Source organism: Bacillus sp. FJAT-26390 (assembly GCF_001682865.1).
Classification (GTDB): Bacteria; Bacillota; Bacilli; order Paenibacillales; family Paenibacillaceae; genus Pristimantibacillus.
In genome coordinates, this window is sequence record NZ_MAQX01000034.1 from 444,361 (window position 1) to 469,649 (window position 25,289).

A 25,289-nucleotide genomic window follows, 5' to 3' on the forward strand; every position below is an offset into this window, starting at 1 on the left:
CATTATCGATTATAGGAGTGATTAATATGAAGAGTTTCCCTATAGAAGCACTTGCCCATTGGCAATTTGCCCAATCGCGCATTAATTCCGGTTCGATAGAAGACGCCAGCCTAATACTAGAGGATTTAAGCGGCAACGGGAATGCTTTGCAGCTCGCCTCTATCGGCGATCAGACTAAGCCTTATGCCCGCGATATCTTGCAGTGGTCATCCGATGGCGGTTCGCTCCAATTCAACAATCGGAAAGACAATGCTGTGCGGCATTATTTTCAAACGGCCAGCGGCTCTCCTTTGAATGAGGCTGTATTCGAGGAAGGCTACACGATCGAGGTCATTTTGAAGCTGCCTGAGCATTTCGACGAGCAACAGCACAGCTGGATGGGCATTCTAACGAGGCAGGGACAAGGCGCTGAGCTAGGCAGACAAGGAGAGAACGGCCTGCTTGCTACATTGTCGGTATCGAACAATAAGGAATTTCAATGGGTCAGCTTCGACTCTCGCTCCTCCTATCCGATCACGCATTGGTCGCGGTGCATAGAAAGCAGCCAGTGGCTGCATGTCGCAGCAGTGAATGACGGGCAATTAACCTCTCTATATGTAAATGGCATTCGTGATTTCCGGCTTACCGATCAAATCACGAATGGAATCGCAGCGGTTGCGGGAAAAGGCTGGAACGTCGGGGCATCCGAATGGGCGAATGAGATTGAGCAGTGCTTTGCCGGAAGCTTGAAGGAGATACGCATAACAGGGAGAGCGCTGTCCCCGCAGGAGTGGCTGACTGGTCCTGTAGAAATGCAGCATCTGCAAGGAACCAATGATGCGATCCCGCTCCTCTCTGGAGACGCAAGCTATCAATTTCTGTTTATTCCCGACGCTCAAAAAATGGTACAGTACAACGCGGAAATGTTCACTGCCCAGATGGCTTGGGCTGCGGAGCATGGCGGCGGCAAACGAATCGCGATGACCGCCTTCGTAGGCGATATCGTTGACGGCAGCAGTGATGCTGCGCAGTGGCAAAGATCCCATGAAGCAATTTCCTTGCTCGATGAGAGCGATATGCCCTATATGATGACAGCCGGCAATCATGATTACGGAATCGGAGACCCTTATCTTCATTATTACGGTCCTGAAAGGTTCGCTCATAAAAAGTACTGCAAAGGCTTCTCTCCCTCACGCTACAGCTCGTGTGCGGTCATTGCCGCCGGCTCCTATGAATATGTTTTCCTCATGCTGGACATGCTTCATGTCAAAGAGGATTTAGACTGGGCGAAGCATATGCTAAGCGAGAACAGCAAGCTCCCAACCATTCTCGTCTCGCATGATATGTTGGACTGGACGATGAGCGGCGGACGGAGGCTGCCGGTTGACTCCGAGACCGGCAGCTTCATCTGGCAGCAGCTCGTGGACAGCCATGATCAGATTTTTATGACGGTTAACGGCCATTACTTCAACACGGCTCATCGCATCAAGCAGAATCGGTACGGGCATGATGTCATTCAATTGCTGGTCAACTACCAGAGTGAATATCGCGGCGGGAATGGCTGGATGCGGTTGGCGGAATTCGACGAAGCCGCCGGCCGGATATCCTTTCGCACTTATTCGCCATGGGTCGAGCAATTTGCCAAGCGTCCATTAGCCTACCCGGACTTCAAATATCTGACCGGCGAATACGACCATTTCGAAGTATCGTGGCATTTTCAAAGCAGGTTTAATTTTCGTTAATCGGCTGCGCTTGCGCCCCCTTCCCTCTCCTTGTCCGATGCTGTACGTGACTCGGAAGGCGTTATCCCGTAAACCCTGCGGAACAATCGAGTAAAATAAACCGGCTCCATTCCAATATAAGACGCCGCCTGCCGGATCGTCAGATTCGGCTGCTCGGCGAGCAGTAACGCGGCTGTGCTTAGACGTAATTGCTGCAAATATTGCAGCGGTGTCATTTGCAGCGAATTTCTAAACAGACGGGTGAGATGCTTCTGCGAATAACCGACATGTGCGGCAAGCTCATCCATCGTAATATGGCGCTCCAGATGATCATGCAAAAATCGAACGGTAACATCAACGATGGGATGGGCAGCACCTTCCGTTTGACCTGTGAGCGTTGATATAGGTACCTTCGAATTAGGCTGAAGCTGCTTCTTCAGCTCTAGACAAAAGGCAAATAAAAACTCCGTCGCGGCCCAATCATCATGCTGCGGCCCTGATAAAGACCATATTTTTTTCAAAAGCTCATATAATCGCTCTTTCTCCTTGAATGGGCAATGAAACGAATCACCCCCGAAACCCCAGCCAGCCAGCAGCCCAGCCTCCTTCTCAACGAAGGTTACATATCCGACATACCAAGGCTCATCGCCCTCCGGCATATACTCATGCGGCCTGCCGGCCGGTATATACAGCAGCATATGCGGCTGTAGGATGTCCCATTTATCCTGCCCAGGCATACGAAATCTACCCCTGCCCGAAAAGGTTAAAAACAGTTGGTTCGCCGAGAATCCTCCCAAGCGGGTAATTGGCGTCTGGATCTCCGTTCCTGCCGTATAAACCGCAAACGGAAGCGCTTCATCTATTTGGTATAAGCTGTTGCTTCGCAAGCTGAGCAGTTCCAATGCATTTCCTCCAAAATGTCCATTTTGTCCTATAAGTTGTCTGTTTTGTCTCCTGAACAACCATCCTATCTAACGTTTATAATGAAGTCAAGCCAAGACCGAGAGGATGAGTGACCGATGATCAAAATTGATAAATTTTGGGAAAACCCGGAGAAGCTGCACGTGAACCGCGAGGCTCCGCGCGCTTACTATATTCCATATGCCGATACTGCTGCGGCCAAAGAACGCCAAAGAGGACGTTCCCCTTATTATGAGACGCTTAACGGTAGCTGGAAGTTCAACTATTACCCAAGCGTCCAGCAAGTAAAGGATGCTTTCTATGAAGAGGAAACCGATGTTAGCGCTTGGGATGATTTGATCGTGCCATCTTGCTGGCAGACAAACGGATACGACCAGCTGCAATATACAAACTTCAATTATCCGATCCCTTGTGACCCGCCGTTCGTACCGGATGACAATCCCGCCGGTCTATACGTCAGAGACTTTCATTTGCCGGACAACTGGGCAGGCAAGGAGAAATATGCCGTATTTGAGGGCGTCAATTCCTGCTTCTACCTTTGGGTGAACGGCGCATTTGTCGGTTACAGCCAAGGCAGCCGCATGCCTGCTGAGTTTCTTATTTCTCCTTACCTTCGCCCAGGGCAGAACCGCATTGCCGTAATGGTATTGAAGTGGTGCGACGGCACTTATTTGGAAGATCAAGACGCATGGCGTTTTTCCGGTATCTTCCGGGACGTTTATTTGCTAGGCCGCGATGAGACGCATATCCGCGATGTTTTTAATAAAACAGTATTCGCAGACGATTTCCAGCAGGCGTCTCTGCAAACAGAAATCGAAACTTCGGGAACGCTTGAAGTCAAAGCCGAGCTGCGGGATTCCACACATCAGCTTATCGCGGCCACACAAGCCGTCATTGCGAACCAAGGCACGGTCACTCTGGATATACAGAAGCCTATATTGTGGAATGCGGAAGCCCCTTACCTTTACGAGCTTTATTTGTATGCCGGCGAAGAAGTCATTAGATTCCATGTCGGTTTCCGCAAGGTCGAAATTAATGACGGCGTATTCCAAGTCAATGGACAAGCAGTGAAGCTCCGCGGCGTCAATCGTCACGATTCCCATCCCGAGCTTGGGCAGACGATTCCCGTGGACCATATGATTCAAGATTTGAAGCTAATGAAGCGCCATAACGTGAACACCATCCGTACCTCCCATTACCCGAACGACGCTCGTTTTTATGAATTGTGCAACGAGTATGGATTTTATGTTGTAGATGAGGCGGATTTGGAATCACATGGCATGGGCGTGCCGGACGATGGAGCTGGCGGGTCTGCGCACAAGCTCGCTACTGATCCTACATGGCAAGCAGCTTACGTAGAGCGGGCAGCCCGGATGGTGGAAAGAGACAAAAACCAGCCTTGCATCGTCATGTGGTCGCTTGGGAATGAAGCCGGATACGGACTTAACCACATCGCCATGGCGGAATGGATTCAGCAAAGAGATGACTCCAGACTTGTGCATTACGAGGGTGCGGCCCCCCATTACGAAGGGCATGAGAATATCGAATCTCTCGACGTAGAGAGCCGCATGTACTCGTCCGTCCAGTATATCGAGGAATATGCTAAGGAAGAATCGAATAAAAAGCCGCTGTTCCTTTGCGAGTACAGTCATGCCATGGGCAATGGCCCCGGCGATTTGAAGGATTATTGGGACGTTATCCATCAGTATCCGAAGCTTATGGGCGGCTGTGTTTGGGAATGGTGCGACCATGGCATCAAGACCGAAACGACGGAAGGCCAGCCGTTCTTCGCTTACGGCGGCGATTTCGGAGACAAGCCGAATGACGGCAACTTCTGCATCGACGGACTCGTTTATCCGGATCGCAGGCCGCATACGGGCCTGCTTGAGCTAAAGCAGGTTATAGCGCCGGTTCATATAGAAGCGGTTGACTTAACAGGCGGCAAGCTCAGGATCAACAATTTGCATGATTTTATCGATCTATCCCATCTCGGCCTTCACTGGAAAATAGAGAAGGATGGCCAAACAATCGAACAAGGCCAAATCTGGCAGCTCGATGCCGCTGCGCATGAGCACCAGCTCATAACTTTGCCTTATGCATGGCCATCAACTAAGGATGCTTATTATACGCTCAACTTATCCTTTTGGATGAACAAGGAAACTTCATGGGCGGAGATGGGTTACGAAGTTGCGTTCAAGCAGTTCACCCTGCTTGAGGCTGAATATTCCGATGAACCGGCAAACCTATCCGCTGCCTCCTTGCATGCAGCCGAGAATGATCGCGTATTGTCCATCGAAGGCTACGATTTCCGCTACGCCTTTGATTTGGACAAAGGATTGTTCGTGGAGCTTGCCCGCAATGGCATCGTAATGGTAGAGCAGCCGATGGGCTTCAACATCTGGCGGGCGCCACTCGACAACGATATGCATATCCGCAAGCAATGGGAGCTGCAAGGATACGACCGTGCTGTTATGAAGGTTTACAGCTGTGAATGGACGCGTCTGAGCGAGTCCACAATAGAAGTTCGCGCTGCATTCTCTTTAGGCGGGTATACGCAGAATCCGATTCTGCACGGCGAAGCCAGCTGGCAGGTTGACGCGGCTGGGGAAATCAAGCTTGACGTCCAAGTGAAAGTAAGGGAATCTGCAGCTTACTTGCCTCGCTTCGGGCTGCAGCTTACTATGCCAAGCGGAAATGAACAAGTCGAATACTTTGGCTACGGGCCGCATGAGAGTTACGTTGATAAACGCCAAAGCGTGCGCAAAAGCAGATATGTTACGACCGTGGACGAAATGTTTGAGCCTTATATTATGCCGCAGGAAAACGGCTCGCGTTATGGCACTCATTGGGCGGTCATATCGAACGAGCAAGGGATGGGCTTAAAGTTTGCCTCGCCGGAGCCGTTCTCGTTCAACGCGTCGCACTATACGCCGCTTGACCTTACAATCGCTGCCCATGATCATGAATTGAAGGCGCGGAAGGAAACTATCGTTCATCTGGATTACAAAATGAGCGGCGTCGGCTCCAATTCTTGCGGACCGGAGCTGCTGGATCAGTATCGCTTGAATGAGAAGCAGTTCCGCTTCGAGCTTCATATCAAACCCGTGTTAAGCGAAGACGAATAAACAAAAGGACGGAGCAGCGTATGATAGCTGCTCTGTCCTTTTTAATTGCCTGATCATCGCCAGTTGGTGAGGTTTGCGCTCCGTTAAGACTATTTTCTAGACTTATTTCTGGAAAAGTAGCCCGTTTGATCATTATAGATCTACATTCTAGCTCTATTCTTGAAGAAATGGTGCGATAATCGCCAATTGGCGGAGTGTGCGGATGCATTAAGACTATTTTCTAGCCTTATTTCCTCGCTTAAGGTCATTTTTTACAAAATAGAGCTAGTTTCTAGTTCTATCCCGGTTAGGAGAGCCTGATGTCTAACAGTCCCTGCCTGCGCTCATGATATTTAAACCAAGATTAACCTGTCACTTGATCCTCTTGAACGATCCACGTTTCGAACTCCCGTTTCCCTTCCTCGAGTCGAATGACTCTGGCGCCTCTCGGCAGCTTTCCGTAGCAATTATATCCGGTTACCCGTCCGTAACAAAGACGAATACCGTGCAAAGTGCCGCAATAGTCGTTGTCATGGTCATGGCCGGCAAATGTGCCAACCACATCGCCTGATTGTACCATCGCCCCGAACAAGCCTGTATTTACTTTGGGACACTCTACATTTTCCTCACGTGTGCCCGTCACTTGCTCTCCGCGCCACGCCGCGTCGTATTCGGGAATCGGAATATGGAAAAAGGCCAGTGATCGAACCGGACCGCCGTTTTGAGCGGTAAGCTGCCTGGATTGCCCGGTATACCACTGGATTTGATCCGGGTGAATCCATGCATAGCCGCCAATTGGTTCCGGAGCATTGATGCCGGAGTCGAAGAAATAAAGCGCTGCCTCGTCCTTGGTTCCGTTAGCATTTCCAACCTTGAGCATAAAGTTGCCAATCCCGTTGATGTCATGAGGCCCTGCTTCAGAAAGACATTTTTCATCCTCCTGCTGAATAGCCAGAAGCTCCTCCCTGGTTACGCCTGCCTCCGCATCATGATTGCCGAACACAGCGGCCCAAGGAACACCTGACTCCACTACAGGCGCTATCGCCCTGCGAAAAGAAGCTTTCGGATCGGCAACGCCGTCGCTCCATATCATGTCACCCGTTAGTACGACCAGATCCGGCTTCTCGGCTGCAATGATGCCGCTAACTAAATCTGCCGTTTTCTCGTCCCTCTCACGCTCTTCCTCTTTGCCGTCTCCAAGATGCATATCGGTAAATTGCAAAATTTTAAAAGTGCCGTCTTCACGAAATTTTAGGCTGGCGGACATCCTTTTCCCTCCATTGATCTTCATCGGTCTGCTTATTCGATGCGGTATCTATGCTTAACGAGCCTCTACAATCATCATAAGCCGTAGCCTCATCAACTGTCATCTTAAGGTTTCGTCATGATCCATTCATGGTCTTTGTCATTATGAAACTTCCAGATGCGGGTCGGGCCAGCCATCACATTCAAATAATAGCAATCATAGCCCGGAGGGGCAGATACCGGATGATAGCCGCGCGGCACCATGACGGCATGCCCGTTTTTCACGACCAACGTTTCATCGAGCGATCGGTCATCGGTATAGACACGCTGGATCGCAAACCCTTGCTCAGGCTGGACCCGGAAATAATAAGTTTCCTCCAAAAGCGACTCCGATGGAAGATTATCCTGATCGTGCTTATGCGGTGGATAGCTTGACCAATGTCCGTTAGGCGTAAACACCTCAACAACAAGCAAACTATCCGCAGGCTCCTGCTCTGGCAAAATATTATGAATCCGACGTTCGATGTTTCCATAGCCGCGCGTTTCGGTGCCTACCTGCGCAGGCGCAATCAATCTCGCCTTGTGGTTTCCGTATCCTGGCGCCGAGCATACGGCTACCTCAAGCTCAGTAAGCGCGTGGACGTGATAACGATCGCCGTTTGGAACATACACCGAATAAGGAGGGATTTGCTCGAACACATTCATCCGCTCGCCAATTGCCTGCCACTTCTGCTCCGCGGTTGTCACATCCGCTTTCCCGCTCAGCAAGACGAGACATACTTCCTTATCGGCGGTTTCCCTGCGTAAGTCTTGCCCCTTAGCGAGTCGAATGAATTCAAAGCCAACATACTGCCACTCCGCTGATTCGGGTGTAATTTGCATAAGGCTGCCTTCATGATTGGGTTCAGCCGATGGAGCTACGATTAGTTTGGACATGTTTTATTTCCTCCTTTACGCTTTGCCGGAGCTGCCGAGCAGCCGCGTTTTTTCGCGCTCATCAGGCAAGCCGCTTCGCCTCAAATTACAAGCGCAGCGGCTGCTTGCCTTCCGGTTTGATTCTTACCAACGCGTCGTTATCATTTTTTTGCGCGTATAGAACTCTACGCCGTCGGTGCCGTTGGCATGAAGATCGCCGTAGAACGACTTTTTCCAGCCCGAGAACGGGAAAAACGCCATAGGGGCAGGAACGCCTAAATTTACGCCGAGCATGCCAGCCTCAATCGTCTCGCGGAATTGGCGAACATAACCTCCGCTCTTCGTAAACAGGCATGCGCCGTTCGCAAAGTCCGATGCGTTGGCAAGCTCAATCGCTTCCTCAAGCGTATCCACTCTCATAATCGACAGCACAGGGGCAAAAATCTCGTCCTCCCAAATTTTCATCCCGCCTTGCACGTTATCAAAGATCGTCGGCCCGACAAAGTAACCCTTGCCCTCGCAGGCAGCATCTTTGCGTCCGTCACGCAGAAGAATCGCGCCTTCGTTCTCCCCGATCTCGATATATTTAAGCGTGCGCTCCTTATGCGGGCCGCGAATGACCGGACCGAGGAAAATGCCTTCCTCCGCGCCGTTGCCGATCGTGATGCGGTCCGCCGCTTCCATCAGCTTGCTCACGAGCGTATCCGCTACCTCGCCGACAGCTACTACTACGGAGCATGCCATGCAGCGCTCGCCCGCGGAGCCGAATGCGGCATTAATAATTTCTTTGACCGTTATGTCCATGTCTGCATCCGGCATAACGATAGAGTGGTTCTTCGCGCCCGCAAGCGCTTGAACGCGTTTGCCATGTGCGGTTCCCGTTTTATAGACATACTCCGCTACCGGCTGCGAGCCGACGAAGGAAATGGCAATAACATCCTTATGCTCAAGAATGCCGTTAACGACATCATGCGCGCCATGGACGATATTGAACACGCCGTCCGGCAGGCCTGCTTCCGTAAAGAGCTCCGCAAGGCGATTAGCCAGCAGCGGCGTACGCTCCGAAGGTTTTAAGACAAAGGTGTTGCCGCAGGCGATCGCAAGCGGGAACATCCAGCACGGCACCATCATCGGGAAGTTGAACGGCGTAATGCCCCCAACAACCCCAATCGGATACCGGTACATCGCGGACTCCAGATTCGTAGCGATATCCGGGAGCTGCTTGCCCATCATAAGCGTAGGAGCGCCAGCGGCAAACTCGACGCATTCAATGCCGCGCTGCACTTCGCCATAAGCTTCGCTGTAGCTTTTACCGTTCTCCAGCGTAACGAGGCGCGCGAGCTCACTCCAATTTTCAACCAGAAGCTGCTGGTATTTAAAAAGAATCCGTGCGCGGCGCGGAACCGGCGTGCGGCTCCATGTTTTGAACGCTTCCTTCGCCGTTTGAACGGCGAGGTCTAGGTCTTCGCGCGTAGAAAGCGGAACAAGCGCCAGCACCTCTTCCGTTGCGGGATTATATACTTCTTCAGTTGTCGCAGATGTTGATGGAACCCAAGCTCCGCCAATCCAGTTATTCAGTACTTGCGTCATTGTCGTTAGCCCCTTTCAAATCTATGGATGACTATGAGATCGTTATTTTGCCATTGTTGCAGTCTTCAATATATTGATGGACTTGCGAGCTTGTTGGCATCGCATCGGAGCAGCTATGGCTTGAAATGACGATGCAGGCCGCTGCGCTTCCGAACTCCATGCTTTTCTCGAGCGTCCAGCCTTCCATAATGCCATATAGAAAGCCCGCTGCATAAGAATCTCCCGCTCCGAAGGTTTTGATGACTTTCGCCGGGAAGCTTTTGGCGCGATGCGTCGTTCCGTCGGCCGTGTAGGCGATGGAGCCTTCCTTGCCGTGTTTGATGATGACGATTTTAGCGGAGTAATCGAACCATTTGGACGCCGTAAAATGATCGCTGTGATCCGGGTTTTGCTCGAACGCCTCCATCATATCGAACTCTTCGCGCGTACCTAGAATAATGTCGCATTTTTCAGCGGCAAGATTGTAATAGACAGCCGTCTCTTCTTTGGAAGTCCATGTATAAGGGCGATAATCGAGATCAAACGCGATGACGGTCCGATGTTTCTTGGCATAGTGCAGCGCTTGGAACACCGCTTCCCGCGAAGGGCTCTTGGCAAGTGCCGTCCCGGAAATCAGAAGCATTTTCGAATCGGCGATCAACTGCTCGCTTACTTCTCCCGCTTCCAGCATAAGATCAGCGACGTTATCGCGATACATAAGGATGCTGCAATCAGAAGGGCTCTTTATTTCCGTAAAAGCGAGACCTGTCACCGCGCCGGTGTGATCGGTCACCACATTTGAAGCGTCGATGCCGCCCCGCTTCAAATAATCGGCGATAAAACGTCCCATTTGGTCATCCGCGATTTTGCCGATAAAAGCGGTCTTTCGGCCGAGGCGGGACATGCCGATTGCAATATTGGCGGGGGAGCCGCCGACATACTTCGTGAACGTCATCGTCTCTTCCATCGGACGGTTAATTTCATTCGCGTTCAAATCGATGCAAAGCCTGCCGATAGCGGTAAAATCAAACTTTTTATTATTTGAAAAAGAGATATAAGTCATTTGTGAGCTCCCTGCTTTCTTTGGACTTTACTTACTCGGCCGTTAGCGGAGGGTGACGGATTGAATTTTGGCATTCATCTCTTTGCCCGCCCTAACGACTACATCGCTGACGGATACCTCGGGAACGCCCACGTTCCACCAAGACTCATAACCTCCCGTATTCGTGCCCGGCACGACAGGAATTTCAATTAACGTCGTCACCGTTTCTTGCTTAGCGAGCTGCAGCGCTTCTTTTAATTGCTCTGCATTGCCGGCTTTGTAAGCCTTCGCCCCCAAGCTGCGGGCATGCGCTGCAAAATCGATCGGCATATAAGAGCCGGACAGCTTGCCCGTCTCCTGGGAGCGATAGCGGAACTCGTTGCCGAATCCGTCGCTGCCATGACCGCGCTGCAAATTGTGAATGCATTGGAAGCCGTGGTTATCAAACAATAAAATCGTTATTTTACGCCCCTCCTGGAGGCTCGTTACCATTTCAGAATGAAGCATCAAGTAGCTTCCGTCCCCAACGACAGCATATACCTCGCGACCCGGCTCTGCTAAGGCTGCGCCAAACGCGCCCGCTATTTCATAGCCCATACAAGAGAAGCCGTATTCCATATGATAGGTCTTCGGCTGGGCAGGCCTCCAAAGCCTATGAAGATCGCCTGGCAGACTGCCTGCCGCGCATACGATGACCGAGGATGGATCAAGCGTTTCTTGAATAACGCCAAGCGCCCTCGTTTGGGCAAAGCCCGCTTCATGCTCAGCCGCGTAAAGCCGGTCGACCTCGCTGTCCCATTCCTGCTTCAAAGCTGCGATGACGGACGGGTCATGCGAGCTGAGGTAACCGATTTGACCCAGTGCAGCATGCAGAGCCTTCAGCCCTTCTTTGGCATCAGCCGTAATAGCGGCGCCATTTAGCTTAGAGGAATCGAAGCTGCTTACATTTACGTTCACGAACTGGACATCCGGGTTGCCGAATGCCGATTTGGATGATGTCGTAAAATCGGAATACCGAGTGCCGATACCGATGATTACATCCGCTTCCCTTGCCAGCTTATTGGCTGCCAGAGTCCCCGTAACGCCTATCGCCCCAACGTTTAACGGGTGATTCCACGGCAAAGCGCTTTTGCCGGCCTGCGTCTCCGATACGGGAATGCCGAAGGCTTCAGCAAACACCTCAAGCTCCTTCATCGCATCGGCGTACAGCACGCCGCCTCCTGCGATGATTAGCGGTTTCTTCTTATTTTTGATTACAGCAGCGGCGCGTTGAACGGCATCGGCTGCTGCCGGGCGCCGATCGATATAATGAACCTTGCGCGCGAAAAAACCAGACGGGTAATCGTACGCTTCCGCTTGAACGTCCTGCGGCAGGGCAAGCGTAACGGCTCCTGTCTCTGCGGGATCAAGCAATACGCGCATCGCATTCGCGCATGCCGACATCAGCTGCTCCGGCCGCACGATGCGGTCCCAATATTTGCTTACCGCTTTAAACGGCTCGTTCGCCGAAATTGTGTAGTCGCTGCTTACCTCAAGCTGCTGAAGCACCGGGTCCGGCTGCCTGCTTGCAAAGTTGTCGCCCGGAAGCAGCAGTACCGGTATGCGGTTCACGGTTGCGGTCGCCGCTGCCGTTATCATATTCAGAGCGCCGGGACCGATAGAGGAAGTGCAGGCAAATATTTGCTTGCGGTTGCTTTGTTTCGCAAATGCGGCTGCCGCATGCACCATCCCTTGTTCGTTTTTCCCCTGCACATATACCAGATCACCGGCGCTTCTCTCTAAAGCTTCGCCGATGCCCGTTACGTTGCCATGCCCGAAAATACCCATAACGCCTTTTATAAACTTTGTCTCTATGCCGTCTACCGATACGTACTGGTTATCCAGAAAACGCAGCAGCGCTTGCGCCATCGTAAGCCGAATCGTCGTCATTCGTTTCAAGGCCTCCCTTAATATCCATGTGAGCCAACCTTTATGAGAAGAAAAAAGGGAGCGAGTTGTAAAGAAGCTCACTCCACCTATTTCCACCGCTAATCTACTTGTTCCATTTGGCTGTCATTTCTTTCAAATAGTTAAAGCTAATCTCCAAGCTGTCGAACGGGCTGCCTGGGCAGTAATCCTGCTCCACGCAATACCATTCAACGCCGCTTTGCTCGCCCCACTTCAAAATCGGCTCAAAATCAATGACGCCGTTACCGATTTCCGTGAACGTTCTGCTTTCATCTGCGGACATATCCTTCAAATGCAGAATCGGTATTTTGTTCGGGAATTTGGACATGTATGAAAGAGGGTCACGGTTTGCAAAGCTTACCCAATAGGTATCAATTTCCGGATAAATGAAGCGGTCGCCCTCAGGCTCCAGCACGAAATCCAGCGCCGGCTTCCCGTCGACTTCCGTTTCGAACTCGAATTCGTGATGGTGATAGCCGACGCGGAAGCCGAGCGGCTTTACTTTGTCGGAGATTTCAAGCAACTGGCGCTTCGCAAGGCGGTAACCTGCCTCATTTTGCAATTCGCCCTCCAAATAATGATTAAAGAAGTCCGTCGTACCGAACAGCCGCGCCTCTTCCAGCACGACATCAAGCTCCTGCGTCATCCGGTCCAAACCGACATGCATGCCTGCAACGGATAATCCCGTCTCCTTCAGGACAGCGGCGATTTCGACTGCCGGATAATCATGCAAGCCGTCGATTTGAACGGCTTTCCAGCCCATCTTGCTCAGCGTGCGAAGCGTTTCATAGAAATCCTTCTTAAGCTCGTTCCTAAGTGTATATAGCTGAGCGGCAAATTTATGTTCCATTATTGTTGCTCCTCTCTATGTTAAATGCGGTCTGTAACCAAATCCAGCCATTTAATCTCGTTTTCTGTAAGCGGAATGCTCATTCCTTGAAGGGATGATTGCAATTCAGGCAGTCTCTCGGGACCGATGAGCGCTGCCGTCGGATACGTCTGGTGCAGCACGTAAGCAAGCGCGATTTGAATAGCTGACGCGCCTTTGCTGTTAGCTAGCTCAGTCGCGCGGCGATAACGCTCCCAGTTGTCCGCTGTATAATAAACGTCAACCATTTCTTCATCTTCCAAATTGTCAGGCGTATAACGTCCTGAGAAAAACCCGCCAGCCTGCGAGGACCAGGACAGAAGCGGCAAATTATTACTCTGATGCCATTCGATCATCTCTTGCCCAGCCGATATGCTGCCCGGCCAACGCGGGATGCGGCATTTTGCCAAGCTGAGGTTCGGGCTGCTGAATGTGAATCCGATTAAGCCATGCGTTTTGGCATAGTCGTTAGCCTCTTGAATTCTTTCGTGGCTCCAGTTCGATGCCCCGATCGCATGAATGCGTCCCGCTTCCACATGCGCGTTCAGCGCCTCCATAATCGGCCCAACTTCGACGGAAGGATCGTCGCGGTGCAGCGCGTAAAGGTCAATGTAAGAAGTGCGAAGCCGCTCTAAGCTCTCAAGCACATCCTTGTTAATCGCCTTTGCATTCACCCGATTGCCAGGCTCGCCGTCGTCCGGATGCGCGCCCTTTGTCATAATGTTGACCTGCTCGCGCTTGCCTGTCTCCTCCAGCCATCTGCCTATTTTCTGCTCGCAATCATCGTACTGGTGTGCCGTATCGAACGTATTGCCGCCCGCCGCGAGGTAAGCGCCAAACATCTCGTGAATGTAGTCCATATCGTCTGCACGCAAAAAGTTAGTAGAGCCCATAATAAGCTGTGAGCATGATTTAACGATCGGCTGCCCGTTTTGGCTTGCTTGAATTTGAATTGTTTTCATGTTATCCCGTCCATTCTTAAGATGTTTGTTCGGCTATTAGAGAGACGTATTCTGCAAATAAGCTGTTTGCCCATGCAAACCATGGTCTCGTAAAAGTAGATGGATCGTCTTTATGGAAGCCTTCATGCATAAATCCGGTTCCCGCATGGGTGGACGACAGCATCGACAGAATGTCGCGTTTCTCCTGCTCGTCAATTGAAGTCAGTCCCTGCATGCTCAGCGCGATATGCCAAATATAGGATTGCGGCGTATGCGGGCTGCCAATCCCTCTGGCTGCCGTTCCTTCAAAGTAGTACGGATTGTCTTCACTGAGAATAAACCGCCTTGTGTTCTGGTAAACCTCATCGTCCTTCGCCCTGTAACCGAGATAAGGAATTGACAGCAGGCTCGGCACATTGGCGTCATCCATCAGATTGTAGTTTCCGAATCCATCCGTTTCATAGGCATACATTTTGCCGTATTTGGGATGGTTGATCACGCCGTAGGTTTCAATGCCGTATTCGATTTCTTCCCTCAAGGCAGCCGCTTTGCCATTTAAATCGCTGTCCTTATAGATCGAGTCCGCAATTTCCTCCACGTACCTCAGAACGACAGCCGCAAACATGTTCGATGGGATCAAATATCCATGCGTGCAAGCATCGTCGCTTGGACGGAAGCCTGACCAGGTCATACCGGTATAATTGACCGGCATGCCCTTCCCGTTATTTCTAAGCGTATCGGTCGGCGGGCAATCCCGCCGAATGAATTGATAGGGCGATTGCTCGGTATGCCGCTGCTCCAGCCGCCAAAGATCGATAATTTGGTGCACGGCAGCTCGGAAGGAGTCATCGAACAAGCTCGTTATCCCCGTCTCTTTCCAATATAAGTAGCTTAGCCATATCGGATAACACAAGGAATCGATCTCATATTTCCGCTCCCAAACCCACGGATTAAGTTCGGTCTCATCTATGTCAATGCGGTTATCGTTATCCTCTACATTAAAGGCGTTAGCGTAAGGGTCGATTCCGATATATTTCAACTGCCTGCGAATCAAACCTTCGATCATTTGCTGCAGCGTCTCATCCGATGCTGCGAGCGGGAGATAATGTTTCACTTGTGCAGAAGAGTCACGCAGCCACATAGCTGGAATATCGCCTGTAATGACGAAGGTTGTTCCGTCCTCTAATCGCTCTAAAGTCGTCTCAAACGTACTCGCAAAGCATGGGCCAAACATCGGGGCGAGCTTTTCCAGCTCAGGATGCCGCTCCAGCTTGCTAATCGTTTGTTCGACAAAATGGCTCATTTGATCGGTCAGTTTCATTTTAGGAATCGTTCCTTTCTTTAAAGACGACTGCAAATGTCTTAATTTCGTAAGGCGTAAACGCCGTTGCAATAGCAGGACCCAAATTCAGCTCTCCAATCGGTTTTTCCATCAGATTGCATTCCTGCCACGAGACGATGTCAAGGTCGCTTTCGATTGTCATTTCACTGCGGCTTCCCGAGTAGTCATGCAGCCGGATAATAACCATATCTTCATCTTCCGCTTTTTTAACCGCATCGATCATTACGCCGTCAGCCGAAAGCTTGAACAACGATTTTGGCGTGTGGGAAGCTGTTCCTGGATGGCTTGTCAGCGGATTGTTCAAGTTCCATGCCGCGGCAACGGTGCCTCCTTCATACCAATCGCCTTTATGCGGCAGCAAAGAATAAGTGAACTGATGCAAGCCGATATCCTGCTCCGGGTCAGGGAAATTAGCCGATTTGATTAGCGACAAGCTGAGCACGTTGTCCTTGATGTCATAGCCGTATTTGCAATCATTAAGCAAGCTGACTCCGAATCCGCGCTCCGAGAGATCCGCCCACTGGTGCCCAACAACCTCGAATCTCGCTAAGTCCCAGCTCGTATTCCAGTGCGTCGGACGTTTGACGTTCCCATACTGGATATCGTATGTCGCTTCGGTCGAGCGAACATCAACCTCGAATGCAGCCTTCAGCAGTTGGCTTTGTTCCTGCCAATCCACGTTCGTCACAAAGTCGATTCTTCGATTTTGGCTGTACACCTTCATATCTTGAACGAGAGAAGAACGGTTATAAGTCCAGCGGAAACGTACGATTGCATATAGCGGACCGGATTCCAGCAGCTCAGCCGATTCCAGCGCCGTTACTTCCTTCATCTTTTCCTTGTAGAAAATATCAATATCCCATGCATCAAATGCGAGCGGTTTGTCTTCAAATACGCGCAAGACATTGCCTCGGCCGTCCTTCTTCAAAACATTGCGGCGAAGCTCCTTATCCCAAATGTTCGTCAGTTGGCCTTGTTCGTTCCATGCCATTTTGTAAAATGGGGTCTCTAGCCCGCTCTCCGTAAACGCAAAGCAAGTTGTTTGGGAGCCTTCCGCTGGCTTGGGGATAAACCGGATCTGCGTATACCCCATCGCCGGCACCTTCACCAGCACCGACCATCCCTCCTGCCCTTTATGAGCAGCAAGCTCTTTGCCTTCCTGATCGATCCAAACGCCGCTGCCGTGAGCCGGACTTTCTATTTCAAGCAGATCTTCCCGCTCCCAAGTCGAACCGTTAAATACGGTATAGCTGTTTGCGTCCGCATCTGTCATCAGTCTTAACGCTTCCGATCGGACATCCGAAATCAAGGCTTGCGCTTCTCCGTATTCCGCCGCAGCATCCTCATATACCTCTTGGATGGAAGAGCCCGGAATAATATCATGGAATTGATTGCGAAGAATGATTCTCCAGCCGTCATTAATTTGCTGCTGAGCGTATTTGCCCCAATTTCCTTCGAGCAGGCTTGCGAATGCGCTTAACCATTCGCCCTCGCGGTATCCGAGCTCAAGCTTGCGATTCATCCGTTTCACATTCGCTTGGCTTGTATAGGTTCCACGATGATACTCCAGGTACAGCTCTCCGTCCCAGGTATGAACATATTGCGTTGTTTCATCGATCGTCTCTTTAAGCCGCTCAAAATAATCGCCTGCCGTACCTGTCTTCACATGCGGAAGTCCCGGCATTTCATCAAGCCTGCGCCGCATCTCCAGCATCTCGCGGTTGACGCCGCCACCGCCATCGCCATAGCCGTATGAGAGCAGAAGCTCTTCATTTATTTCTTTATCCCTGTAATTATCCCAAATATGATAAGCCTCATAGGCTGTTAGTCTGCCGTTATAAGTGTACATCCAAGAATCTTTGCCGTGGCCAGGCTCGGGAGTCGTAATGAAATGCGCCATGATCTCCGATCCGTCCATCCCGCGCCATGTAAACGTGTCATGCGGAATACGGTTGAATTGGTTCCAGCTGATCTTCGTCGTCATGAACCGATCGATTCCCGATTTTTTCAAAATTTGCGGAAGCGCCCAGCTGTAGCCAAATACGTCCGGCAGCCATAAATAAGTGCATGCCTTTCCGAACTCGTCCTCCAGAAAGCGTGTACCGAACAATACTTGCCGAACGAGCGACTCCCCTGAAGGAATATTGCAGTCGGCTTCAAGCCACATGCCGCCAGCCGCCTCCCATCTGCCCTCCGCCACCCGCTCGCGAATGCGCGCGTAAATCTCGGGATAATCCTCTTTGATGTAGGCATACAATTGTGGCTGCGTTTGCAAAAACACGTAATCCGGGTATTGCTCCATGAGCCGAAGGACGGTTGAGAACGAGCGGGCGATCTTCTCGCGCGTATGCTTAAGCCTCCATAACCAAGCGACGTCGATATGGGTATGTCCGACACAAGTGACCGTTATGCGCGAATGCTTCTCGATTCGGCCGAGCTCTTCCTTCAAGATTGTAAGTGCCGCGTCGATCGAACGGTAAAAGTCTTCGCTTTCCCTGTTTTGCCACTCTACCTCGCGCAAGGAACGATCGATCGCTTTGAGAAGCTGATGTCGCTCCGGCTGGACGGCAGGCAGGACAAGAACCGTTTCCAATGCTGCTTTGACCGTATAATAATAGTCATCCGCGCTTTCATCAAGCCAGCTTATTTCCGCCATTTTCAAGCGGTGGGCTTGAACGGTTTTGGGGCCACCGCCTTCCAGGCCGGACCAAAGGCGGAAATCCAGTCGAAGCTTGTTACCGGCTTCCTGAACGGGCAAAAACACTTCCTTGTGGTTGGCATCTACGCCTTGGTAAGGCTGTCCGTGCAGAAATAGAAGCGACTCGAACCCTGAATTGGTTCCTTCATCGGTTTTGCCAAAGTCGAATCTGCCAACTAGTTTTTTTCCTGTCCAGCATTTAGGTATATCAACCTCGCAAGAAAGCCATGCATACTTATCTCTGCCTTCCCAACGGGAACCTGTTTCGATGATCGACCAAGCTTCCTCATCATTGGGAGGAAAAGTGCCTATTTCTCCCTTTTCATCTTCTAAAAAGCGGAATTCCGGTATTTTTACCCCATCGCGATAACGCAAGGGCTCCATTTCGTCTAATCTTGCCTTAATCTTGTCTTCCAAAAAGAACATGCATAAGCCCCCCCTGACACCATGTTGTAATATACCAATTATATATCTAATGAAATATGATGTAAATAAAATAATATTACTAATTATTAAAAAATAGTCGAATTTGGTATGCTTATATTTGGAATATGTTATACCCGCATCCGAAGCGGATATAAAAAAAGCCCCTGGGATACCCAGGGGCTTCGTTCTGCATGTTGACTCCAAAAACAGACTATTCTTCTTCAACCAACTCTTTAACGCTATCTCTTTCCACCAAATTAACGGGGATGAGCTTCTGCCGGAAATCCATGTTTTTCTTTTCGATAAAATCAACGATAAAGCTGGCAGCGTTTTGTCCAATTTCGTAGTAATTTTGGGCAACCGTCGTCAAAGGAACCTGCGCGTACCCGACATTCTCCTCATTATCGAACCCAACAATGGACAATTGCTCCGGTACCGATATGCCCGCATGATGACAAGCCTTGAGTAAATCAATCGCCAGATCATCATGCTCGGCTTGAATAGCGGTAATATTCTGTTCGACCAATTCCTCAACCAGTGTCGTTAATTTTGCGATACGTTCCTCATCCGCGATTCCTTTATAAACCTCCGAAACGATAAAATCGCTCTGGATTGGAATCCGGTGATCCTTATGCGCTGAGCAATAACCGATAAACCGCTCCCTAATCGTGCTGCGAAGATCAACCTCGATAGCGGTTAGGAAAGCAATGCGGGTATGCCCTTTGCGTATCAAATGGTCGGCTGCCATATAACCGCCGGTTTTATTGTCAGACACGACATTACTGATTGGAAAGCCCTCATAATGCTGGTCGATCAGCACAATCGGGAAATCGTTCATGAAAAGCGTGTTTACCGTTGCGATATTATGAGAAGAACTCGACGGGTAGAGAATGATGCCGCTATGGCCGCTATTGTACATTTTGAGCAGCAGCTCTTTTTCTTTCTCCACGTTCCAGTTTGAAATATGGATACTTAGGAAATAGCCTCTAGGGTCCAAGTAATCATTGGCTCCTTGAATGTAATCAAGCCGGCCAGTCGAGGACCAAGGAAGAATCATTGAGATGATCGGAGTACGGAAAGAAGCCGAAGCTTTCACCATTCCTGCCGTATCCTCATGGTTGCGTACATAGCTCCCGCTCCCGCGCTTCCTATACACAAGACCCTGCTTTTCAAGCTCAATTAGCGCCCGCTTAGACGTAATGCGACTAACGCCGTACTGGTTCGCAAGATCTATTTCCGTTGGCAATTTATCATTATCTCTGTAAACTCCGTCTTTGATTTGCTGCTGCAAATCTTCCATAATCCGAAGATATAAGGGCTTGCTACCTTGCATCAGCACTCCGCCACCCTGTTCATTTTAATCTAAATGTTATGTCCATTTTACCAGAGGCTGTAAGGCTTGCATACCAATAAATTAGCTTTTAACCGCCCCGTCAGAAAGCCCGGCAATAAATTGACGGCTGACGATTAGGAAAAAAACGATGAGCGGCAGCGTTGCCAGCAGCGTCCCAGCCATAAGCATAGCATAGTTCGCGGTATGTGTTGTTTTCATTGATGCGAGCGCAACCATCAGCGTAAATTTCGATGAATCGGTCAATACGACTAACGGCCACAAGTAATCTTCCCACGTTGCCATAAAGGAAGTAATGCCAAGGAAAGCGAGTGCCGGCCGCAGAACCGGAAGCGCAACGTTGAAATAAAGCCTGAAATTGTTGCAGCCGTCTATCCGTCCCGCTTCCAAAAGCTCGTCATGAATCGCGTCCTGAGCGAATTGGCGAATCCAGAAGATGCCGAACGCGCCAGCTAGACCAGGTATGATTAACGCTTTGTAATCCCCTAGCCAGCCTAGCTCCTTCATAATCATGAATTGCGGTACAAGCGACAGCTGCCCTGGAATCATCATCGTCGCAAGCAGCAGGACAAACAATATTTTGCTGCCGGGAAACTTGAATTTCGCAAATGCGAAGCCTGCAAGCGATTCGAGAAACAATCGCAAGACAGTCGTAACGACAGCAACAAATACGGTATTCATAAACGCGCGGCCAAAATCAATAGTATCGAGCACGCTGCGAATGTTTACCCATAATTGATCGCCGACAACGAGCTTTGGCGGGAACGCGAATACGGCGCTGGTTGTGTTTGTTGACATCACGAACAACCAATAAAACGGGAAAATGGATATAACAACTCCGATCATCAAGACCAGATGAATCGTCAGTTTTTTAATTATTTCTTTTGGCATGTCCTGCACCTCACGAAAGGTTTGTCGTATCTATCACCGGGTTAACGATCATCCGCAGGCTTGAATAGTTTCCAGTTCAGGAATGAGATGACCATAATGATCGCGAACATTACCCAAGAAACTGCTGCTGCGTAGCCATAGTTGTTATACTTGAATGCTTCTCGGAACAAGTAGAGCACAATCGTTTCAGAACCTGGATAAGGTGATGTGAGCGTTGCGAGCACTTGAGGCTCCGTGAAAATTTGCAAGCCGCCGATTGTCGACATCATAACTGTGAACAAAATAATCGGCCGAAGCATCGGTATCGTAATTTTTGAAAAAGTATCATACATGGTTGCACCGTCAATTTTAGCAGCTTCATAAAGATCATTTGGAATTTTCTGAAGACCAGCCAAATAAATGATCATATTATAGCCAAGGAATCTCCAATAAATCATCGTCGCGATAATGAATTGCACGCTTATTTTGTGATTCAGCCAAGCCACTTCATTCAGGCCGATTTTTTGCAAAAGGTAGTTTGCAAAGCCGTAATGGTTTCCAAAAAAGGATTGAAAGATAATAACAACAGCGACCATTGCGGTTACGTTTGGAAGATAGAAGGCAATACGATAAAAATCCTTAAATCGAACGATACTCAAATTAATTAAAAAGGCGAACACGAGCGCGCTGCATAATAGCGGAATATTAGCCATCGCCCAGATCGTGAACGTGTTTTGTACGGCATCGTAAAATTTGGGGTCTTTAAACAGAAACTGGAATTGCGAAAATCCTACATACTCCAAATCCCCGATCCCATCCCATTTGTTAACCGCAAGATAGGCTGAGAACAAGATAGGGAACAGACCAAAAACTAAAAACAAAAGATAAAAGGGAGAAATAAACAGATACAGCGTCTTATTTTTAAGGACTTCTTTCCACGTATGCCTTACATTAGTACCCATATTGCCAACCTCCTAACGTCTCGATGCATGGGTGAAAGAAGGACGAGACCAAGAGGCCATCGCCCTTCCTCATTACCGTTTTAACGGCTCAATTCTCTTTTTACGTTTTCCATAGCTTCTTTCCAAGCTGCTTCCGGATCTTTTTTGCTTGTATCAACCAAGCCGAGCTGTTCAATAATAGCGTCCTCTACCTTGCCGTCTTTTGGATCGGAATGCGAGATTACAACATCCTTCGCCGCTTCGCCGAACACAACGCCGACAGCCTGCCCGCCGAAGAACTCGTCCGGCTGCTTCATGTCTTCATCTTCATAGATGCCTGGCGTTGAAGGATAGTTTCCGAATTCCATAAATCCTTTTTTAAGGCTGTCCGTGCTCGTCAGGAACTTAATAAGCTCAGCTGCTTCTTTCGGATGTTTCGTTGTTTTCAGAGCACCGAAGAAGGAACCGCCTTGGTTGCCTACACCGCCTGCTGGGTAAGCAATCCGCCATTTGCCTTTCGTATCCGGAGCTGCAGCAATGATGTCGCCTTTCATCCAAGAAGCACCGATAATGGATGCCATCGTGCCGTTGTTAAGCGCCGCATTGCTCTCCGAGCTCGACGACATGCCGAACGTTGCGCCCGATTGATAAGCTTTGACCGCAGTGTCCCAAGCTTGCTTCACATGACCATCTTCGCCAATGAATTTACCTGTTTCATCGAAGTAGCGAGTTGGCAATTGTCCGATAACGTTGCGGTAGATATCCACGATCGTACCCATGCCGCCTTTTGTTTTTTCATGAACCGTCTTGGATAACGCAATGTAGTCATCCCATGTCTTCACCTGAGCTTTAAGCTCTTCCGGAGTAGATGGAACACCGGCTTGCTTGAACAGATCCTCGCGGTAGAACATAACCGTCGGCGCGACGTCGATCGGCAACGCCATTTGAACCTTGCCTTCGTCAGCCGATGCTATATTCCATTTCCACTCCAAGTACTGATCCTTCAGATCAGCCGCGCCATATTCGTTCAAATTAACGAATTTGTCGCTGTATTGAATCAATTCTGTAATCCAGCTGTCCATTGCCGTTATATCCGGACCGCCAGCGCCGCCGGCTAGCGACGTTTTCAGCTTAGTCATGTACTCGCCGCCAGGAGGCAGCTTTTGTGCATTCAGCTCAATGTTCGGAAATTTTGTCTTTGCTTCTTCGATCGTCGAATCCGAAATCGCGCCATTCCAATACCATAACGTTAATTTTACTTTTCCGCCTTCTGAAGAGGAGCCCCCGTTATTCGGACTGTTTTCTCCTTTATTTCCGTTCCCTCCGCTGCAAGCCGAGAGAAAAATAGCAGTAATCAGTGTAAGTACAAACAAATACGTTAGTTTTTTGTTCATGTCTTGGTTCCCCCTGTATGAATTATTCAAAGCACTGCATCATGGAGCGGAAGCAATAAATAGAGCGCTGTCATAACATCAATTCGTGCAGACCCCCTCAATCGTAATGGGAATCACCTCTGTGACTGCCATTTTCAAAAAAACGCTTACAAATCGTATCTAAAATGAATCTCACCACATTTGGTATAACTTATTGTGTAAACATCCCGTAGTGGTGTAATAAGATGATATATCATCATGGATTGAAAATCAAGAGGTTTTTCCCATAAATATATTTAATTTATATATCTTATTTTAATGGTACCGCTTAACATTCACATATTTATATACCTAATAATATATTTGTTATACATCCCCCTCTACACTTATAGTAAACGTTCCAGCAATAAAGTCTATCGGTAAAATTTGCAGGTGCGATTACTCCGCAAGCGGCGTCCTCGCCTTCACGTCCCGAACGATACGGTCAAACAGCTCTTCCGGCGACACAACCTTCACGTGGGCATCCAAATGGTCGATTACGCTCCGCACATCGCTCATCGTCCGACTCCATGGATGCACGTTAATAATCGTATAGCCCTCTTCCTTTGTCGGGTCGGTCGTATAGCCGTTAATGCGCTCCGCCATCTTTACGGGATCGGCATCCCACAGTGTCTCTCTTACGCTAACGAACGGCTTGTCCTTCGCCCACCACACCTTGCCTGCTCCTCCTACGTATTTTTCTCCATATGCGAGAATGCCTCCTTTTAAGGAGGGAACCGAAGCGAATTGCTCGATGGATGCTTTCTCCGGACTATTCCAATCCAGAAGCACCGCCAGCTGCATGTCTGTTTTTTTCATATAAGCGTCAAGCCGTTTGACATTTTCCTTGAGAGCCTCCTCGGGATACTCGCTGGGAAAGAAATAGCCCGTACCTGAGACCGCGACCACAAAATGATCCTTCTTCGCCTTTTCGTAAATCAACGATAGCGCGTCCGGCGCCAAGTCGGCGAGTGTCGGAGCCATCTGCCAGCCCATCGGAAACTGCCCGCGCTCGCTGCTTCCATAATATTTATTATTTTTAACAAAATCATTCAGAAGCCATTGCACATTATCCCCATCGCTCATTACAAACGACACATAATGCGCTCTCGCATCTGCCTCTCCCGCTTTGACATGATAAGGCTGCTTGAATGCCTTTTGGGGCTTCACAGCTGATAAAGCGGTCAAATTCATCGCCCAATCCGAAGGAATCGCAGCAACGCCTTGCAGGCTCGCTGGCGCGATATGCTCAGATTCGCTCCCTTTCCCCCAGCCGAGGCGAATCGCGTCAGGGTTCAATGATTTGTAGATTTCAGGCAGCTCTTCATCGTTTACGCTGTCGTAGATGTACATCGCTTTAAGCGCCACGCCATAATCACGCAGCTCCCCTCTTTCCGGATGCAGCTGCACGATAATATCCTTGTTAAATTGGTCGCCGTATTGCTTAAACAGCCACATGTCATCCTTATCGCTTACATCCTCCAATTGCTTCAAGCCGATGGACTCCATTTTGGAGGACAATGCTTTCTCGGCTGCAACGGCTTGTTTCAGCCCGGCCAGCGAGGTGGCCACGTTCACGGATGGCGTATTGTTCTCGTAGGCGTAAAAACCTTGGATACGATCTTTAAACTTCTCCATCAGTGTCCAAGCATCTTTTACCTCCTCGGTCTTCACGCCATGCTTCGCTCTCAGCTCTTCCAGCCAATCATCGTAAGCATCGTCTGTAATATAAATTTCTGGTTTGTCTTGAGCCAAGACCCCTTGCAGCGTCCCCACCAGGACAAGCTCCTCCGGGCTTAAGGACGATTTTTGAATGACGTATAAATGCTCAGGTGCTTCAATTTTCGGAAAATAACTAAAGGTCTTTGCATTCGCACCGCTGCAACCGGCCAAAATAAGTACAAAAATCGCTATCCCCAGCCATTTAGCAAGTTTCATCATTTTCTCACTCCCCCGTGTCGTCATGCCATAAGGCCAGAGCCCCTTACTCAGAAGGA

The 25,289-nt window shown here is 49.7% G+C and carries 17 protein-coding genes; 2 read left to right on the forward strand and 15 right to left on the reverse strand.

Annotated elements, in window-relative coordinates:
- Positions 1-26: 26 nt before the first annotated feature.
- On the forward strand, positions 27-1,721 hold the full coding sequence (locus A7975_RS29025; protein ID WP_082198520.1) for a LamG-like jellyroll fold domain-containing protein: 1,695 nt from the start codon (positions 27-29) through the stop codon (positions 1,719-1,721).
- Here the strand turns inward: A7975_RS29025 and A7975_RS29030 are convergent.
- Positions 1,718-2,602 (reverse strand): AraC family transcriptional regulator, encoded by an 885-nt coding sequence (locus tag A7975_RS29030; RefSeq protein WP_065387447.1) that lies wholly within the window; start codon positions 2,600-2,602, stop codon positions 1,718-1,720. The genes A7975_RS29025 and A7975_RS29030 overlap by 4 nt on opposite strands.
- Before the next feature lie 117 nt (positions 2,603-2,719).
- Between A7975_RS29030 and A7975_RS29035 the strand changes: the two genes are divergently transcribed.
- Positions 2,720-5,746, forward strand: coding sequence for a glycoside hydrolase family 2 TIM barrel-domain containing protein (locus A7975_RS29035; protein ID WP_065387448.1), 3,027 nt, complete (start codon positions 2,720-2,722; stop codon positions 5,744-5,746).
- A 343-nt stretch (positions 5,747-6,089) separates the two neighbouring features.
- Here the strand turns inward: A7975_RS29035 and A7975_RS29040 are convergent, their stop codons facing one another.
- From A7975_RS29040 to A7975_RS29105, 14 genes are all read right to left on the reverse strand, one after another.
- Positions 6,090-6,992, reverse strand: a complete 903-nt coding sequence (locus A7975_RS29040) for a metallophosphoesterase family protein (RefSeq protein ID WP_065387449.1) — start codon at positions 6,990-6,992, stop codon at positions 6,090-6,092.
- A gap of 104 nt (positions 6,993-7,096) precedes the next feature.
- Complete coding sequence (gene iolB, locus A7975_RS29045; RefSeq protein ID WP_065387450.1) at positions 7,097-7,906, reverse strand: 5-deoxy-glucuronate isomerase; 810 nt, start codon at positions 7,904-7,906, stop codon at positions 7,097-7,099.
- A 123-nt stretch (positions 7,907-8,029) separates the two neighbouring features.
- Entirely contained in the window at positions 8,030-9,475 is a 1,446-nt protein-coding gene (locus A7975_RS29050) for a CoA-acylating methylmalonate-semialdehyde dehydrogenase (RefSeq protein WP_053372171.1), read from the reverse strand.
- A 31-nt stretch (positions 9,476-9,506) separates the two neighbouring features.
- Complete coding sequence (iolC, locus tag A7975_RS29055; RefSeq protein WP_065387451.1) at positions 9,507-10,517, reverse strand: 5-dehydro-2-deoxygluconokinase; 1,011 nt, start codon at positions 10,515-10,517, stop codon at positions 9,507-9,509.
- A 42-nt stretch (positions 10,518-10,559) separates the two neighbouring features.
- Positions 10,560-12,425, reverse strand: a complete 1,866-nt coding sequence (gene iolD, locus A7975_RS29060; protein ID WP_065387452.1) for a 3D-(3,5/4)-trihydroxycyclohexane-1,2-dione acylhydrolase (decyclizing) — start codon at positions 12,423-12,425, stop codon at positions 10,560-10,562.
- Positions 12,426-12,528: 103 nt separating this feature from the next.
- On the reverse strand, positions 12,529-13,293 hold the full coding sequence (locus A7975_RS29065; protein ID WP_053372174.1) for a sugar phosphate isomerase/epimerase family protein: 765 nt from the start codon (positions 13,291-13,293) through the stop codon (positions 12,529-12,531).
- A 20-nt stretch (positions 13,294-13,313) separates the two neighbouring features.
- Positions 13,314-14,273 carry an aldo/keto reductase gene (locus A7975_RS29070; protein WP_065387453.1) on the reverse strand — a complete coding sequence of 320 codons (960 nt, stop codon included), beginning with the start codon at positions 14,271-14,273 and terminating at the stop codon, positions 13,314-13,316.
- Positions 14,274-14,289: 16 nt separating this feature from the next.
- The gene (locus A7975_RS29075; RefSeq protein WP_065387454.1) at positions 14,290-15,573 is read right to left on the reverse strand and encodes a glycoside hydrolase family 125 protein; all 1,284 of its coding nucleotides are present in this window, start codon (positions 15,571-15,573) and stop codon (positions 14,290-14,292) included.
- A 1-nt stretch (position 15,574) separates the two neighbouring features.
- Positions 15,575-18,718 carry an alpha-mannosidase gene (locus A7975_RS29080; RefSeq protein ID WP_065387455.1) on the reverse strand — a complete coding sequence of 1,048 codons (3,144 nt, stop codon included), beginning with the start codon at positions 18,716-18,718 and terminating at the stop codon, positions 15,575-15,577.
- A gap of 211 nt (positions 18,719-18,929) precedes the next feature.
- Positions 18,930-20,051, reverse strand: a complete 1,122-nt coding sequence (locus tag A7975_RS29085) for a GntR family transcriptional regulator (protein WP_053372178.1) — start codon at positions 20,049-20,051, stop codon at positions 18,930-18,932.
- 81 nt (positions 20,052-20,132) lie between these two features.
- Positions 20,133-20,960, reverse strand: a complete 828-nt coding sequence (locus A7975_RS29090; protein ID WP_053372179.1) for a carbohydrate ABC transporter permease — start codon at positions 20,958-20,960, stop codon at positions 20,133-20,135.
- A gap of 41 nt (positions 20,961-21,001) precedes the next feature.
- A complete protein-coding gene (locus A7975_RS29095) occupies positions 21,002-21,901 on the reverse strand; it encodes a carbohydrate ABC transporter permease (RefSeq protein WP_053372180.1) in 900 nt (299 codons plus the stop codon).
- Between the two features lie 80 nt (positions 21,902-21,981).
- Positions 21,982-23,274, reverse strand: coding sequence for an ABC transporter substrate-binding protein (locus tag A7975_RS29100; protein ID WP_053372181.1), 1,293 nt, complete (start codon positions 23,272-23,274; stop codon positions 21,982-21,984).
- A 417-nt stretch (positions 23,275-23,691) separates the two neighbouring features.
- Complete coding sequence (locus A7975_RS29105) at positions 23,692-25,233, reverse strand: GxGYxYP domain-containing protein (RefSeq protein ID WP_065387456.1); 1,542 nt, start codon at positions 25,231-25,233, stop codon at positions 23,692-23,694.
- Positions 25,234-25,289: the final 56 nt, after the last annotated feature.

What these genes read in the sequence shown, in the direction of transcription:
- A7975_RS29025 (WP_082198520.1), top strand. Translation starts at nt 27, where the DNA reads ATGAAGAGTTTCCCTATAGAAGCACTTGCCCATTGGCAATTTGCCCAA.
- A7975_RS29035 (WP_065387448.1), top strand. Translation starts at nt 2,720, where the DNA reads ATGATCAAAATTGATAAATTTTGGGAAAACCCGGAGAAGCTGCACGTG.
- A7975_RS29040 (WP_065387449.1), bottom strand. Translation starts at nt 6,992, where the DNA reads ATGTCCGCCAGCCTAAAATTTCGTGAAGACGGCACTTTTAAAATTTTG.
- iolB (WP_065387450.1), bottom strand. Translation starts at nt 7,906, where the DNA reads ATGTCCAAACTAATCGTAGCTCCATCGGCTGAACCCAATCATGAAGGC.
- A7975_RS29050 (WP_053372171.1), bottom strand. Translation starts at nt 9,475, where the DNA reads ATGACGCAAGTACTGAATAACTGGATTGGCGGAGCTTGGGTTCCATCA.
- iolC (WP_065387451.1), bottom strand. Translation starts at nt 10,517, where the DNA reads ATGACTTATATCTCTTTTTCAAATAATAAAAAGTTTGATTTTACCGCT.
- iolD (WP_065387452.1), bottom strand. Translation starts at nt 12,425, where the DNA reads ATGACGACGATTCGGCTTACGATGGCGCAAGCGCTGCTGCGTTTTCTG.
- A7975_RS29065 (WP_053372174.1), bottom strand. Translation starts at nt 13,293, where the DNA reads ATGGAACATAAATTTGCCGCTCAGCTATATACACTTAGGAACGAGCTT.
- A7975_RS29070 (WP_065387453.1), bottom strand. Translation starts at nt 14,273, where the DNA reads ATGAAAACAATTCAAATTCAAGCAAGCCAAAACGGGCAGCCGATCGTT.
- A7975_RS29075 (WP_065387454.1), bottom strand. Translation starts at nt 15,573, where the DNA reads ATGAAACTGACCGATCAAATGAGCCATTTTGTCGAACAAACGATTAGC.
- A7975_RS29080 (WP_065387455.1), bottom strand. Translation starts at nt 18,718, where the DNA reads ATGTTCTTTTTGGAAGACAAGATTAAGGCAAGATTAGACGAAATGGAG.
- A7975_RS29085 (WP_053372178.1), bottom strand. Translation starts at nt 20,051, where the DNA reads ATGCAAGGTAGCAAGCCCTTATATCTTCGGATTATGGAAGATTTGCAG.
- A7975_RS29090 (WP_053372179.1), bottom strand. Translation starts at nt 20,960, where the DNA reads ATGCCAAAAGAAATAATTAAAAAACTGACGATTCATCTGGTCTTGATG.
- A7975_RS29095 (WP_053372180.1), bottom strand. Translation starts at nt 21,901, where the DNA reads ATGGGTACTAATGTAAGGCATACGTGGAAAGAAGTCCTTAAAAATAAG.
- A7975_RS29100 (WP_053372181.1), bottom strand. Translation starts at nt 23,274, where the DNA reads ATGAACAAAAAACTAACGTATTTGTTTGTACTTACACTGATTACTGCT.
- A7975_RS29105 (WP_065387456.1), bottom strand. Translation starts at nt 25,233, where the DNA reads ATGATGAAACTTGCTAAATGGCTGGGGATAGCGATTTTTGTACTTATT.